Raw genomic sequence first — 14,585 nt, 5'->3', positions numbered from 1 at the left:
GTCCGTGAGCTCGTGGTGCAGAAGCAGGCCCGGCCCGGCCGGGAGGCCGGGCCTGTCTGCCCTGTCCTTCATTCGGTGACGCGGACCGCGAGCGCGGGGCGGATGGCGGCCGCGCGCCGTGCCGGACCGATCGTGGCCAGGAGCGACGCGGCGAAGGTGGCCGCTGCCAGGCCGCAGATGCTGGTCCATTCGACCGGGAATCCTCCTTCGAGCCCCTCGAACGCGGCGCTGTTGCTGTACATCAGCCGGGTGGTGAGCACGCCCAGCAGAGATCCGAGGACGATTCCTTCCACGGCGATGAAGGTGCTCTCCCACAGGAAGGACCGCTGCACGGTCCGCGCTCGGAAGCCGAGGGCGCGCAGGATTCCGATGGTGCGGCGGCGTTCGCGGACGGCTCGGACCATGACGACACCGAGGCCGGTGATGCCCACGCCGAGGCCGAGGGCGAGGAAACCCTGCATGAGGCGGAAGAAGGCGGTGCTGGAGTCGAACTGTTGGCGGATGTCCGACTCGATGGGCGTGGCGACCAGGCTCGACGAGAGCTGTTCGCCCTGGAGTCGGGTCGCCAGCGCGTCGGGGGAGGTTCCGGGAGCGGTTCTCACCAGTGCGGAGGCGTTCTGCGCCTGGGCGCCGAAGAGCGCGCGCGTCGCCCGCTCGCCCATCACCACGGGGTAGGTGGTCGAACTGGCTCCGGTGCCCGGGTAGAAGACCAACCCGTTGCTGAGCACGCCGGCGATGACCTTCTGTTCGCTGCGGCCCGTGCGGGGATCCGTCAGGGTGAGGGTGTCGCCGGGGTCGTAGTAGTCGCCGGCCGGGCCGCCGGTGCTGCCGAAGAAGCCGTCGAGCACGACGTAGCGGGGGTCGGAGGCGAGAGCCCGCCACACCGCGGGGTCGTCCGCCAGGCCGGGCAGTCGTTCGCGGAAGGTGATGCCGGTGATCGCTCCGTCGGGCACTCCGACGGCGGCGACGTCGAGGGGCTGGGCGCTGCGGTGCCCCGGGTCGGTGGCCCGTCCCATGGCGTTGATCAGCGGTGTCACGGCGGCGATCCCGGCAGCCGACGGACCGGTCCGCAGCTCGGCGCCGAGTCGGTCCCCGGCGACCTGCGGGTTGTAGTCCAGCCGGAGGGAGTATCCGGCGGTGGCGTCGGCGACGACTCCGTCGACTCCGGCGCGGAGGATGCCCGAGATCTCCGTCAGGAGCACGAGGACGAACACGATCAGCGTGTACATCACCAGGGTCGCGCCGGTCCTGAATCGTTTGGCCAAGGGGTACGCGACCGCGAGGCGGGCCGCCAGGCCACCCTCCGTCGGGCGCTGGAGGAATCGGCGTACGGGGCGGAGCAGCGTCCTCTGGTTGTCGCTGACGAGCACCACCGCGGAGAAGGCGGCCAGGGCGCCCTGGATGACGTACACGGACATCGAAGGAGTGTCGAAGATCCGCGGGCGTACGACGGGTGCCAGGAGTGTCCAGGCCAGTACGGCTCCCGCGACCGAGGTGGTGACCGTGTGCCGGGGGAGGACGCGCAGCAGCGCCGGAGCGGCGAAGGCGAGGGCGAGCGCCGGCATGAGGTACGTGGCGTCGGGCTGGCTGCGGGCCACGGCCGGGACGGCCGCGAACGCGCACAGGACCGCCAGGGCGGTGGAGACCGCGAGCAGACGGCGGCGCGGTCGCCTACCGGGCGTCGTCGGGAGGTCGCGGATGGCGGCGATGATGTTGAACCTGCTGATGCGCACGCTGGTCGCGAGGATCGCGGCGAAGGCGATGAGCAGACCCATGGCCAGTCCGTTGAGGACGCTGGTCGGGGTGACATCGAACGCGATGCGGATGCTGCTTCCGCCGACCGACCAGCCCTGGAAGATCTGCGCCGCCACCACGGCGACGCCCCAGCCGACGGCGACCCCGACGGCCGCTCCCGGCAGGGCGGACAGCAGCGCGTACGTCGCCCCTTCGAGGGTGAAGGACCCGACCAGCCGCGAGCGCTTCATCCCCACGGCCCGCACCATGCCCATCTGGGACTTCCGCTCCTCGCCGAGCATCACGAAGATGTTCACCAGGAGCAGTGCGCCCGCGATGATGCTGAAACTGCCGATCATGAGGAACAGGGCACCCAGGGAGTCCCCGGCCTGCTTCGCGTCCCGCAGGACCGTGTGCTTCGGCGTCTCGATCGCCGTCTGGCCGGCGAGCGGGCCCAGCGCCTGCCGGATGTCCGCGGTCACGCGGTCGGTCAGGGCTTCGCCGCTCTCGACGCCGCCTCGATTGGACACGAAGGTGACCGAGCGGGGCTCCGCACCGGCGGCCCGGGCGGTGGACTCCAGCGCCTCCGGTGGGAGGAAGACGTCACGGTTCAGCCTGCCGCCGAGGCCCACACCGGCCAGACCCTGCTCCGGGACCACGCGCTCGACCCGGTACGTCTGCGGCGCGCCGAACAGGTACAGCGTGATCGGATCCCCGGCTCCCACGCTCAAAGACCGGGCCAGCGGCTCGTTGACCACGACCTGGCCGGGCTTCGGGTTCGGTCCGCCGAGTCCGGAGTCCCCGCCCGGGGAGCCGAAGCGCGAGGCCTCGTCGAAGTCCATCTGCCAGGCCAGGACGCGCGGTTCGGCGGCCGTGCGGCCGTCGGCCGTGCTGACGGCCGATGCCTGGGTCGCCCGGGCGTTCAGGACCCCGTCGACGTCGGGATCTCCCGCCAGGCGGGCCATTCGTTCGGTGACGGCGCGGCCGGTCGGCCCCGGAGCGGCGACGACGCGTTCGTCCACCGGTCCGAGGGTGCGGTACGCCTCCTGCCGCACGGAGAAGTTCAGGGTGTCGCCGACGACCAGGGCCCCGATGACGATGGCCGTTCCGAGCATCGATCCGCCGATCACCAGCGCCGCCTCGGTGCGCCGGCGAGCGACCTGCCGGAAGGCCAGGCGCCGTGACACCGGCTGCCGGACCGCGACCAGCACCAGGGCCACGAGGGCCAGGGCCAGGGCGGTGAGCAGCGGGACCAGGAGGTTCGGGTACATGGTCAGCCCAGAGGGACGTCGGGCGTCACGGCCCGTGCGGGGACGGCCTGGCGGACGTCGTCGACCAGTTGCCCGTCGCGCATGCGGATCAGTCGGGGGACGCGCGCGCCGATGGCGCTGTCATGGGTGACCAGAACGATCGTCTGGCCCTCGTCCCGGTTGAGCTCGCACAGCAGGTCCATGACCTGGTCGGCCATCGCGCTGTCGAGGTTCCCGGTGGGTTCGTCCGCCCACACGATGGCCGGGCGGCCGGCCAGGGCGCGGGCGATCGTCACCCGCTGCTGTTCGCCTCCGGACATCTCGCTCGGCCGGTGCCCGACGCGGTGGCCCAGTCCCACGCGGTCGAGCATGGAGAGCGCCCTGCCACGTGCTTCGCGCGGCCGGGTGCCCACGAGCAGCAGGGGCAGTTCGACGTTCTCCACCGCGGAGAAGACGGGGATGAGATTGAACGCCTGGAAGACGAAGCCCATGGTGTGGGCTCGGTGCTCCGTGCGCGCCGCGTCCGACATCGCGAACAGGTCGTGCCCGTCGACCTCCACCCGGCCGCCGTCGATGTCGTCGAGCCCGGACAGACAGTTCAGCAGCGTGGTCTTCCCGGAACCCGACGGCCCCATGACCCCCACCATTTCCCCGCGGCGCACGACGAGATCCAGGTCGAGCAGGGCGGTGACCTCGACGGAGCCCGTCCGGTAGATCTTGCGTACCCCGGTGGCCACAAGGAGTGCCCGGTCGGGGGCCATGGATTGCATACCAACCTCCGGAAGGAATGCGGTCAGGCGTCCGGGGTCGCCCGGGCGCGTCGCCATACGGAGGTGGCGGCCGGCGTGCCGGCGCCTGTCGCGGTCACGGCGAGGAGGACTGTCCGTCGGTCAGGCGATCTGGAGGGCCGCGCCCCACGCCTTCGCCCGTTCCCGTTCGCCGGCGCGCAGCGGTCCTTCGGTGTCCTCGATGATGAATCCCTCCGGTTCCGCGACGAGTTCATAGCCATGGCCGCGCAGCCGACGTGCGATGCCGCCGGCGGCGGCGCCGGCCAGACGCATGTCCGCCCTGGTGTCGAAGGCCGCGGCGGCATGGGTACCGGTGTGGGCCTTCGGGAGCGTGTCATGGAACCAGTCGCGGACGCCGGGGCCCTCGGCGCCCTCTTCGGGGGTGAAAGGACGCTCCTGCTTCTCGGCCCCTTGCTTCTCGGCCTTCAGCCCCATCTTCCGGCTCATTCCGGTGGTCATGCCGCGCATATGGGTCGGCCCGCCCACGACCAGCAGGTCGGTGGGGCCGATGCGCTCCGGTAGCGCGTCGGCCACTGCCACGCACTCGACCTCGGCGTCCGGGTGCGCCTCCTTCACGCCCTCTCCGATCGCGTCGGCGATCTCGTGCGTGTTGCCGAACATGCTCTCGTAAACGATCACGGCACGCATGACGACTCATCTCCTCAGGTGCTTCCTTCTCGCGCCCCACGAGCTCTCCCAGGGCAACCCCCGGGCTGGGCCTCCAGGTCCTCTCTGTCCGGCACGCCACGCGCCCACATGAATGCGTCGAGCAGACTTCCACACAGCGTGTCCAGATCACGGGCTGCGCTGTACACGACGTCCGGCGCGGCGGCTGTCACGGCGCACTCCCCGCGGGAGAACCGGAACTCGGGCAGGGCCGCGTCGAGCAGGAGAGGTTCGCCTGTCGCGGTGACGCTCGGCTGGTTTTTCATACGGACCTCCCAGATCCGATACCACCAGTCTGATCCACAGGACAGGCATCTCGCTTGGGCCTAATGGACCCTCTGCTGCTTCGAGGCTTCCCTCGGGACCCGTCGTGTGACGCGTGCGACATGCCGCCTGTGGCGTAATAGACGGTTTGGGCTGTTTGGCGGCCTCACTCTGTTCGGGTTGATCGCGACATCGGGCACGGGCAGGCATGTCACTCCGGCCTTGGCGAGGACGAGGAGGTGGCTGGCGCAGTAGGTGCGGACCTCACTGCCGGACACGTTCGACCGGCTGCTGCTGAAGCCGGTGAAGAGGACTCACGCAAGGACGAAGGGCACGAGCGGATGACCCCCCGGATCACCTTCCAGGCAACCCCGGTCCGGACGGACACCGATGCCTACCGGCCCGACGCCACCAAGACCGGACACCGCACGGCCGGGCGCTCGTGATGGGGGGAGCGGAGGAACAGCCGGAGCAGCAGCAGTACATCGACCTGCAGGCGCGGCTGGATCGCCGGCTCGAGGAGATCGCCGCACAGCTACGGGAACTCGCCGGTGCCAAGGACCGGCTGCAGGGGCTGTTGAACGCGGTGCTGGCCATCACCCGGGAGACGGACCTGCCCGCGGTGCTGCACCGCATCGTCACCACCGCCATGGAACTGGTCAGCGCTCGCTACGGCGCCCTGGGAGTACTCGACGAGTCCGGCCAGGCACTGGAGCAGTTCATCACCGCCGGTCTGTCGGAGTCCGAGCGCGCCGACCTGTCTGACATCGAGTTCCCCCATGGACGCGGCGTCCTGGGACACCTGATCCACCACCCCGAGCCATTGCGCGTCGACGACATCGCTGCCCACCCCGCCTCCGTCGGGTTCCCGCCCGGCCACCCGCACATGGGCACCCTGCTCGGCGTCGCCGTCAGCGTCCGCGGCACCATCTACGGCGACCTCTACCTTTCCGAACGCCGTGACGGCCAGCCCTTCGACCGCGAAGACGAGGACATCGTCATCAGCCTCGCCGGAGCAGCCGGCATCGCCGTCGAGAACGTCCGCCTCTTCGAACAGGTCCGCGACAGCGCCGAACACTTCCAGCGGCTCCTACTGCCCACCCTGCCCGACCTGCATCCCCTCACCGCAGCTGCCACGTACCGGCCCGCCCCCACGCCCGGCCACCTCGGGGGAGACTGGTACGACGCCATCTGGCTGCCCGACAACGCCTGCGCCGTCGTCATCGGCGACGTCGTCGGCCACGATCTGCACGCGGCGGCCGCCATGGCCCAGACCCGCAGCATGCTGCGGGCCCTGCTCTACGACCACCTCACCCCGCCCAGCTCCGTCCTGCACCAGCTCGACGTCACCCTGCACGCGATCACCGACCTGCCCGTCACCACCGCCTGCCTCGCCCGCATCGAACCCGCGGGCCAGGGCTGGAGACTGCACTGGAGCACCGCCGGGCACCTCCCACCACTGCTGATCACCCTCGACCGGAACACGGAGTACCTGCACACCGAACCCGGCCTACCCCTCGCGGTGAACACCGGACACCACCGCCCTGACCAAACGTACCCCCTGCCCCCGGGTGCCACCCTGGTCTTCTACACGGACGGGCTGATCGAACACCCCGCCCAGTCGGTCGACGAGGGCATGGCCCAACTCGCCGAACTTGCCGCATCCCACGTCGACCTGCCCCTGCAGGACTTCGTGAACACGCTGGCCGACCACCACCCCAGCGACGGCCACGACGACCTGGCCATCCTCGCCCTACGCATCCCCCTCGACCCGGACCCTGCTCCCCAAGTCGGCAACCGGCCAGCGTGAGTCCTGCAACCTGGGGACAGCTGCCCGGGCAAGCGAATGGTCTTACGATCCGCGGACCGCCCTTGACCTGCGTGAAGTAGGCAGGGAGCAGACACTACCTCGCCCGCATCACGACCTGGTCCTTCGAGGACCGCACCGGACCCGAGTTCAGTGCCGAAGGCCGCGGCGAGTACGCGCTGGAGGAGGTCCCGCTGACTCTGGAGGGGCTCGACGGCATCGACCTCAAGCCCGAGGAGATCGCCCACGTCCTACGGGGGGCCATCAGCGCCGGAAGTCTCTGAGCTGAGGCATCGCTCTGACGCCTTCAGGTCCGTCAACCCGCGACCAGGGCCGGCACGGAGAGGAGCCAACCCTGGCGGCGTTCCGGCGTCAGCGAGCCGAGTCCGGACGGGGCTCCTCGTCCAGCCCTGGCAGCAGCCGCAGGGCGAAGACAGAGCCGTCGGCGTGAACGGAGACGGGACCGCCCCAGTCCTTGTCGAAGGCGAGGCGGGGGCGGACGTCGCGGCTCGCGTGGACGAGGGCTCGGCACTCCTCGATGTCGCCCCTGGCGAGGAGTCGGAAGACCTCCTCGTCCACGCCGGAGAACGCTTCGACACGGGGGCCGTTGAGGCGGAAGACGTGGTCGGTGCCGACGTACTTGTTGCCGAAGAGGGTCTGGGCGGCGTCCCATCACCGTCGAGCACGCGCTCGCCGACCACAAACGCTGGAGGCAGCTGACCCGCTGGACCCACCGGCGAGAGGTCCTGCCCGACACCTACCGGGCCATCCCCGGCCTCGTCTCCGACCGCAACACCACCACGTGACAAAACCACCAGCTCAGGACCGTGCATCTCCAACGCGATCACGCACCAGCTTGCCAGCGCCGGAGACAGTTCCCATGCCTTGCAGTTGTTGTACGGCTCCTGATCCCTGCGCCGGCTCCGGCGTGGGTGTCACGAATCCCGGTGCCCGCCGGGTGGTGCTGCCCGGCTCTCGGCGGTGCCGGGTGGACCCGGCGAGGGCTCGCCCGCCGCGAGGTGCTCCAGCACCTCCGCCAGTTCCTGGCAGGCGCGGCGCACCGACCGGCGGGTCGCACGCTGCTCGGTGATGACGGAGGCGAGAAGCAGGGCGGTCAGGGCGGCGGAACCGTTGAACGCCTGGAGCTTGGCCATGATCTCGACGTCCGTCAGGTGGAGGAACGCGCCCCGCCTGGAGGTCGCCTCGAAGGTGGTGAGCACGGAGGCGAAGAGCGCGCACAGCATGCTTCCGGCGAGCTGGAAGCGGAGCGCTGCCCAGATCAGCAGGGGGAAGACGAGGAAGAGCATGCTCATCGGGTTGAGCACGGCCATGGGCATGAGGACCAGGGTCGTCAGCCCCAGAAAGGCCGCCTCCTTCCAGCGCCGTAACCGGAACCGTCCGGCCGGCCCCGCGAGGACGAGCAGGAGCGGGGCGACGAGCAGCACCCCCATCGTGTCGCCCACCCACCAGGCCAGCCAGGCGGGCCAGAACTCGCTCTTGTCCAGGGAGCCCTTCGCCACCTGCAGTCCGACCCCCGCGGTCGCGCTGATCAGCATGGCGCCGAACCCGCCGAGGAAGACCAGGGAGAGTCCGTCCCGCAGCCGAGCCATGTCGCGCCGGAAGCCGGCCCGTCGCAGCAGCAGGAAGGCGCAGAGCGGCGCGACGGTGTTGCTCACCACGGTGACCACCGTGGTGGGCCCCGGAGCGGTGAGGGAGGCGATGACGAGGAAGGAGCCGAGGGCGATCCCAGGCCAGACCCGCGCGCCGAGCACCAGCAGGGCGGCGACGGCGACGCCGGTGGGCGGCCAGATGGGGGTGACCACCACGCCTTCGACGACGAGGCGGCCCATCAGGCCGAGTCGTCCGGCCGCGTAGTAGCAAACCGTCACGGCCAGCGACATCAGAGCCGCCTCCGTAGAGGGCCGGAACCGCCGAGTATCCAACACGTCAGCCATCAGACACCGGCCGGGCCGCCACGACCGGGCAAGGACCCCTGCGTGTCGGGCCCCGCCTTACGGCACGGGCCGGGCCGGTGCGAGGACCGACCCGGCCCGAGGCGAGCCCCCTCCCTCACTCCTCGGCCGCCGACCGGGCCGGACCGCCGTCATGGCCGACGACCAGGACGGCCGCGTCGTCCTCGTGCCCCACCGTGGCCGCCAGCTTCATGACGGCGGTGGCGAGCGCGTCGACGTCCAGCCCGGCGACAGCGGTGATCCCGGCGAGCCGCGTCACCCGGTCCAGACCCTCGTCGACGTGGAGCGAGGGCCCCTCCACCACCCCGTCGGTCAGGAGGACGAAGACACCGTGGGCGGTGAGCCGGTGGCGCGTGGTCGGGTAGTCGACGTCGCGGAGCACACCGAGCGGAGGCCCGCCCTCGCTGTCGTCGATGCCGGAGCGGCCGTCGGTGGTGGCCCAGATGTGGGGGATGTGACCGGCCCGAGCGCACTCCAGGGTGCCGGCAGCGGGGTCGAGCCGCAGGAAGGTGCAGGTGGCGAAGAGGTCGGCGCGCAGAGAGATCAGCAGGTCATTGGTGCGACCGAGCAGCTCTCCCGGGTCTCCGGTGACGGAGGCCAGCGCGCGCAGTGCCACGCGGACCTGTCCCATGAAGGCGGCGGCCTCGATGTTGTGCCCCTGCACGTCACCGATGGACATGCCGATCTGCCCACCGGGCAGGGAGAAGGCGTCGTACCAGTCACCGCCGACGTTGAGCCCGTGGTTGGCGGGCTCATAGCGGACGGCCAGCCGGGCGCCCGGAAAACTGGGCAGGTCCGAGGGCAGCATGTCACGCTGCAGGGCCAAGGCGAACTCGACACGGGAACGCTGCGTCTCGGCCAACTCCCGCGCTCTGGCGGTCAGCGACCCGAGCCGGACCAGAAGGTCCTCGCTATTGTCGGTCGGCCGTTTGCGGAACATCGATCACTCCGACGCCACGACAATCCTCGCATCACTCCGTCCCGTCTCCAGCACGCGGGACCACAGGGGACCACCTGGGTACGAACAGCTCCTTCCCTACTCTGCCCGGAGGGGACGACGTCCGCATCTCATCGGCGGAGAACGCGGTGGATCCCAGCGGGGTCACCCCACACCGCCGGAAACGAAAGCGGTTCGGCGAGATCGAAGGCATCGCCCCGCCCCTGACCCCGTCCGGACCGAGCAGGCCGACGCCGCGCGACTCGCCCGGCGGTCACCCGCCGCACCCGCCGCACCCGGCGCCCGGTGCCTGCCTGACCTGGCGGCAAGGCACCGGCGGCCCCAAGGACGCCGGGCATGACCACGAACCACACCCTCGTCCCCCTGGGCGCGAAGCGTTCTGCACCGGTCCTCCTCGCCGCCGGCGCGGCCGTCGGCCTGCTCGACGCGCTGCCGGGCGCGCCGGCCGGTCTCGCGGGCGCCGCTCAGCACACCTTCCGGTAGGGGATGCCGGGCAGGTACGTCCGCCACTCGGCGGGCGATAGCGCCCCTCCGGCGCGGCGGCACACCTCGGTGACCGCCCGCGCAGGGTCGATGTCGTACGTCTGGACGGGGACGCGCGCCCCCGCCGCGTGCAGGGTGCGGCCGTCCGCGCCGAACGCGAGCGACAGGACAGGACGGCGTCCCCCGCACCGGGCAGCGCGGTGCCCAGCGGCTGCTGGGAGGCCACGTCCCACAGCCGCACGGTGCCTCAGCTCGAGACGGCCTCGGCCCAGCCGCGGTTGACGGTCTCTCTTGCCTTCTCCCTCTGCGCCTCCGTCGGAAACGTCGGCGTGCCCTCGACCGTCGGCAGTTTCTCGGCGGCGGCCTTGTCGAGGGTGCCGTCCTTCTCCATGGCGTCCATGAGGACGGGGCGTGCATAGGCGCCGAGCCGGAGGTTCTGGCCCTCCGGGCTGAAGACGTACTCCTGCCACAGACGTGCCGCCGCGGGGTGCGGAGCGTCTTTGTTCACCCCGTTCGCGTAGTACTGGGCGAAGCTGCCGTCGAAGGGGATGGCGGTCCGCCAGTCGACGTCCGTGCCATTCTGGCGGAATGCGTCGGCGTATCCGAGGTTGAGGAAGTCCCAGTCGATGCTGATCGGGGTCTGGCCCTTCGCGATCGTGGCCGGGGTGGATTCGACCGGGATGAAGTTGCCGTTCTTGCTGAGCTCGGCGAAGAAGTCGATGCCGGGCTGGATGTCGTCGAAGGAACCCCCGTTCGCCAGGGCCGCCGCGTAGACCCCGGCGAAGGCGGAGCCGGACTTGGTGGGGTCGCCGTTGAGCGCGACCTTGCCTTTGTACTCGGGCTTGCGCAGGTCGGCGAAGGTCGCGGGGCAGGTCTTGACGCGCTTGGCGTCACAGCCGATCGAGATGTAACCGCCGTAGTTGTTGTACCAGCGGGCCCGGTCGTCCTTCTGTTCCTTGGGGATCTCGTCGTACGCGGCGACCTCGTACGGAGCGAGCAGGCCCTGCCGTGCCGCGGAGTGCGCGAACGAGCCCCCCACGTCGATCACATCGGGGGCGCGGCCTCCGCCCCTGTGCTCCTTCAGGGCGTTGATCTCGTCCTGGCTGGTACCTTCCGGGTTCTCCACCGTGACCTTGATCCCGTACTTCTTCTCGAAGCCGTCGATCACTGAGCCGTAGTTGGCCCAGTCGCTCGGGAGCGCGATCGTGTTGAGCGAGCCCTCTTTCTTCGCCGCTGTGGTCAGTGCTGCCATGCCGCCGGCGTCCGCGGCGGACGTGGCCACCGCGGGTGCTTTGGGCGCTGTGGTGGGCTTGTCTCCGCAGGCGCCGAGGGGCGCCGCGAGGACCAGGCAGGCGGCGACGAAGGCTGTCCGGAGACGAGGTGTGGGCACAAAGGCTCCATAACGGGCGGTCGCGTACTGATCGAGGCCAGCGTACGTTCGGCGGCCTCGGCGGCGCAGTCCAAGACGGTGGTGTCCGCTACCTTCCCTGCGGCTGCCGTACCGGCGCGTTCTCAGAGCCCCTCGTCGTCCCACCCGGCCAGGAGCGCCTCCCCGAGATCCATCGCGGGCGGTGCGGCCCCGTCGTGGAGGGCCTGCTCGCTCCAGATGATCTTGCCGCGGGCGGTGTAGCGGGTGCCCCAGCGCTCGGCGAACTGCGCGACGAGGAACAGGCCGCGACCGCCCTCGTCGGTGGCCTCGGCCCGGCGCAGGTGCGGGGAGGTGCTGGACCCGTCGGAGACCTCGCAGATCAGGCTGCGGTCGTACAGCAGCCTCACCCGGATGGGCTCGGTGCCGTAGCGGATGGCGTTGGTTATCAGTTCGCTGAGGATGAGTTCCGTGGTAAAGGCGATCTCCTCCAGGCCCCATTCCGCCAGTCGGCGGGCGCAGGCGTTGCGCACGGGGGACACCGCCGCAGGGTCGGGGCGCACGTCCCACTCGGCGATCCGCGCGGGGTCCAGTCGGCGGGTGCGGGCGACCAGCAGCGCGACGTCGTCGCTGGGCCTGGTGGGCAGCATCGCGTCGATCACCGCGGTGCAGGTTTCCTCCGGGGTGCGGGCGGGCCCGGCCAGGGCGGCGCGCAGCGCTGCCAGGCCCGCGTCCGGATCGCGGTCGCGGCTCTCGATCAGCCCGTCGGTGAAGAGTGCCAGCCGGGAGCCTTCGGGCAGGGTGACCGTCATGGTCTCCATGGGCAGGCCCTCGCCCAGGCCCAGCGGCGGGGAGACGGGCACCTCGGGGAAGGACACGGTTCCGTCGGGGTGAACCAGAGCGGGGCCCGGATGCCCGGCGGTGGCGGCCGTTACCTGCCCCGAGACGGGATCGTAGATGGCGCACAGGCAGGTGGCTCCGGTGATCCCCTGCCACTCCTGCTCGTCGGTGTCGATGTGGGCGACCAGCTCGTCCAGGTGGCTCAGGAGTTCGTCCGGGGGCAGGTCGAGGGTGGAGAAGTTGTACACGGCGGTGCGCAGGCGGCCCATGGTCGCGGCTGCGTGCAGACCGTGGCCGACGACGTCGCCGACCACCAGGGCCACCCGGGTGCCGGGCAGCGGGATGACATCGAACCAGTCACCACCCACACCGGCCTGGGCAGCCAGATAGCGGTGCGCGACCTCGACGGCGGACTGCTCCGGTACGCCCCGGGGCAGCAGGCTGCGCTGCAGGGTGACGGCCATGGTGTGCTCGCGGGTGTAGCGGCGGGCATTGTCGACGGCCAGTGCCGCCCGCGCGGTCAGCTCCTCGGCGAAGGACACGTCCTCCTCGTCGAACGGCGGGGAGTCCTGCCCCCGCCAGTAGCCGGCCATCCCCAGCACCACGCCCCGGGCCCGCAGGGGCACGGCGATCAAGGAGTGGATGCCGCGGTCCAGGATCCGCAGGGCGTTGGCCGGGTCCTGGGTCCGCCAGCGGTGGGTGGTGCGCAGGTCCGCCTCCAGGACCGCACGGCCGTCGGCCAGCCCAGCCGCCATGGGGCTGGTGGGAACGAACCGGATCAGCCTGCCGACGGGGTAGAGCGGGTGGTCGCCCTGAAGGCCGACGGCGGCGGTGCGGCGCATCTCGGTGCTCGGCTCGGTCGGTTCCTCGCCGCGCAGCACCGGGTCGAGCAGGTCGACCGTGACCACGTCGGCGAACCGCGGGACCGCCACCTCCGCCAGCTCCTCCGCAGTGCGCTCGACGTTCAGCGTTGTTCCCACCCGCACCCCCGCGTCGTAGAGCAACTTCAGCCGCTCGCGGGCCACCTCGGCCCTGCCGGAGAGCGCCCGCAGCTCGGTGGTGTCCCGCAGCGTGACGACGGTCCCGGCCTGCCCGTAGGGGGCGGTGGGCCGGATGTTCACCGACAGCAGCCGGTCGGCTGCCATGTGCAGCTCGTCGGTCGCGGAACGGCCCGATGCGATCGGCTCGGCGATCTCCTCCTCCAGACCCAGGTCCGTGACGGGGAGGCCTTCCGCATCCACGGGCAGACGCAGCAGCCGCCGCGCCTCGTCATTGGCCAGCAGCAGCCGTCCGCCGCCGCCGACGATCAGCACGCCCTCTCGCACCGCGTGCAGCACCGCGTCGTGGTGCTCGTACATCCTCGTCATCTCGGCCGGTCCCAGGCCATGGGTCCGGCGCAGCAGCCGACGGCTCACCAGGGCGGTTCCGCCCGCGGACAGGGCGAGCACCGCGGCTGCACTGCCGAGGACGACCGGCAGCTGCCGGTTCACCATGCTCTGCACGTTCTGGACCGTGACCGGGGAGGACACGATGGCGATGACGCGGTCGTCGGAGTCCTTGACGGGGACCACGGAGACCACGGACTGCCCCAGGGACCCTTCGAAGGTCTCGGTGAAGGACTGGCCTGCCGCCGCCTTGGAGAAGGGGCCGACGACGTGCTTCCCGATCTGCCGCGGGTCGCTGTGGGCGAGGGTGACCCCGGAGAGCGTGTACACGTTGATGCCGTCGACCCCGGCGATCTTCCGGGCCGCCTCGGCGCTCGGCTGTAGCAGTGCGGTCGGATGGGGGCTGCGCAGGGCCGCGACGATTCCCGGAGATTCGGCGAACGTTCCGGCTGCGGCGAGCGTACGGTGCCGGGCGTCCTCCATGCCGGCGCTCCGGGCTTGCACCACGAGCGCCACCACCGCGGCGACGACGAGCAGCACCACGACGGCCAGCTGCAGGAGGAACACCTCGCCGGCCACGCTGCGCACGCTCAGAAGGGAGGACAGACGCTGCGGCCGCCGCGCCCTTCCCTCGGGGGGCTGGGGGTGCTCCTGACGCTCCTGGTGGCTTCCTGAGCGGGGACGCCGAGGGGGAGAGGAAGAGCTCGTGGTCGAGCCGAGCAGCCGACGTCGGACGCGTCCAAGTAGGTCGCTCATACTTTATTTTCTAACCTCTATGGGCCGTCGGCAGCGGGGAGCGACGGTCGCCGAGCCGGCGATCCGGGTCCCCCTCCGCAGAGCGAGGGTGTGGCGTTGCGCGGCGCGTGGGGGGCGCGGGCGGGATCCGGGCCGCCGCCGCGCTGATGTGGATCCCCACGCCCACACGCCGTGCAGGAAGTGATGCTGGTTCAGGGAAGTGGAGGGGGGCGGGACGAGCGCTACGACGTGGCCGCCGCCGTTTCCGCCCTGCTGCGCCGAGCCGGCCACCGGCGGCCGGGGGCGTTTCTCTCGGCTCGGTCCTCGCCACGGCGC

10 protein-coding genes and 2 pseudogenes are annotated in these 14,585 nt (G+C 71.1%); 4 read left to right on the top strand and 8 right to left on the bottom strand.

Annotated elements, in window-relative coordinates:
* Positions 1-68: 68 nt before the first annotated feature.
* From R2D22_RS04920 to R2D22_RS04910, 3 genes are all read right to left on the bottom strand, one after another.
* Positions 69-3,005 carry an ABC transporter permease gene (locus tag R2D22_RS04920; RefSeq protein ID WP_318101480.1) on the bottom strand — a complete coding sequence of 979 codons (2,937 nt, stop codon included), beginning with the start codon at positions 3,003-3,005 and terminating at the stop codon, positions 69-71.
* A gap of 2 nt (positions 3,006-3,007) precedes the next feature.
* Positions 3,008-3,754 carry an ABC transporter ATP-binding protein gene (locus R2D22_RS04915; protein ID WP_318101478.1) on the bottom strand — a complete coding sequence of 249 codons (747 nt, stop codon included), beginning with the start codon at positions 3,752-3,754 and terminating at the stop codon, positions 3,008-3,010.
* A 120-nt stretch (positions 3,755-3,874) separates the two neighbouring features.
* Positions 3,875-4,420 carry a flavodoxin domain-containing protein gene (locus R2D22_RS04910; RefSeq protein WP_318101476.1) on the bottom strand — a complete coding sequence of 182 codons (546 nt, stop codon included), beginning with the start codon at positions 4,418-4,420 and terminating at the stop codon, positions 3,875-3,877.
* 727 nt (positions 4,421-5,147) lie between these two features.
* Between R2D22_RS04910 and R2D22_RS04905 the strand changes: the two genes are divergently transcribed.
* Positions 5,148-6,512: a PP2C family protein-serine/threonine phosphatase gene (locus R2D22_RS04905; RefSeq protein ID WP_318101475.1), complete on the top strand. Its 1,365-nt coding sequence runs from the start codon at positions 5,148-5,150 to the stop codon at positions 6,510-6,512.
* Positions 6,513-6,607: 95 nt separating this feature from the next.
* A pseudogene (locus R2D22_RS04900) lies at positions 6,608-6,793 on the top strand (NUDIX hydrolase); the annotation flags it as partial.
* An 88-nt stretch (positions 6,794-6,881) separates the two neighbouring features.
* On the opposite strand, the gene R2D22_RS04895 reads toward R2D22_RS04900, so the two are convergent.
* Complete coding sequence (locus R2D22_RS04895) at positions 6,882-7,088, bottom strand: hypothetical protein (protein WP_318101474.1); 207 nt, start codon at positions 7,086-7,088, stop codon at positions 6,882-6,884.
* An 89-nt stretch (positions 7,089-7,177) separates the two neighbouring features.
* Between R2D22_RS04895 and R2D22_RS04890 the strand changes: the two are divergent.
* Positions 7,178-7,315: pseudogene (locus R2D22_RS04890) on the top strand (transposase family protein); the annotation flags it as partial.
* Positions 7,316-7,444: 129 nt separating this feature from the next.
* Here R2D22_RS04890 and R2D22_RS04885 read toward each other — a convergent pair.
* Together R2D22_RS04885 and R2D22_RS04880 are read right to left on the bottom strand one after the other, a co-directional pair.
* On the bottom strand, positions 7,445-8,464 hold the full coding sequence (locus R2D22_RS04885) for an MASE1 domain-containing protein (protein WP_411976973.1): 1,020 nt from the start codon (positions 8,462-8,464) through the stop codon (positions 7,445-7,447).
* A gap of 115 nt (positions 8,465-8,579) precedes the next feature.
* Positions 8,580-9,422, bottom strand: coding sequence for a PP2C family protein-serine/threonine phosphatase (locus R2D22_RS04880; RefSeq protein ID WP_318101471.1), 843 nt, complete (start codon positions 9,420-9,422; stop codon positions 8,580-8,582).
* 354 nt (positions 9,423-9,776) lie between these two features.
* On the opposite strand from R2D22_RS04880, the gene R2D22_RS04875 reads away from it, so the two are divergent.
* Entirely contained in the window at positions 9,777-9,923 is a 147-nt protein-coding gene (locus R2D22_RS04875) for a hypothetical protein (RefSeq protein ID WP_318101469.1), read from the top strand.
* A gap of 247 nt (positions 9,924-10,170) precedes the next feature.
* On the opposite strand, the gene R2D22_RS04870 is transcribed toward R2D22_RS04875, so the two are convergent.
* Positions 10,171-11,313: an ABC transporter substrate-binding protein gene (locus R2D22_RS04870; RefSeq protein WP_318101467.1), complete on the bottom strand. Its 1,143-nt coding sequence runs from the start codon at positions 11,311-11,313 to the stop codon at positions 10,171-10,173.
* A gap of 122 nt (positions 11,314-11,435) precedes the next feature.
* Positions 11,436-14,102 (bottom strand): SpoIIE family protein phosphatase, encoded by a 2,667-nt coding sequence (locus R2D22_RS04865; RefSeq protein ID WP_318101466.1) that lies wholly within the window; start codon positions 14,100-14,102, stop codon positions 11,436-11,438.
* Positions 14,103-14,585 lie beyond the last annotated feature (483 nt).

The sequence above is a fragment of the Streptomyces sp. HUAS YS2 genome, assembly GCF_033343995.1.
GTDB classification, from domain to species: domain Bacteria; phylum Actinomycetota; class Actinomycetes; order Streptomycetales; family Streptomycetaceae; genus Streptomyces; species Streptomyces solicathayae.
This window is presented reverse-complemented; position numbering and strand designations above follow the sequence as displayed.

Coding starts and splice junctions, on each gene's coding strand:
- R2D22_RS04920 (WP_318101480.1), bottom strand. CDS start 3,005: ATGTACCCGAACCTCCTGGTCCCGCTGCTCACCGCCCTGGCCCTGGCC.
- R2D22_RS04915 (WP_318101478.1), bottom strand. CDS start 3,754: ATGCAATCCATGGCCCCCGACCGGGCACTCCTTGTGGCCACCGGGGTA.
- R2D22_RS04910 (WP_318101476.1), bottom strand. CDS start 4,420: ATGCGTGCCGTGATCGTTTACGAGAGCATGTTCGGCAACACGCACGAG.
- R2D22_RS04905 (WP_318101475.1), top strand. CDS start 5,148: ATGGGGGGAGCGGAGGAACAGCCGGAGCAGCAGCAGTACATCGACCTG.
- R2D22_RS04885 (WP_411976973.1), bottom strand. CDS start 8,464: ATGGCTGACGTGTTGGATACTCGGCGGTTCCGGCCCTCTACGGAGGCG.
- R2D22_RS04880 (WP_318101471.1), bottom strand. CDS start 9,422: ATGTTCCGCAAACGGCCGACCGACAATAGCGAGGACCTTCTGGTCCGG.
- R2D22_RS04875 (WP_318101469.1), top strand. CDS start 9,777: ATGACCACGAACCACACCCTCGTCCCCCTGGGCGCGAAGCGTTCTGCA.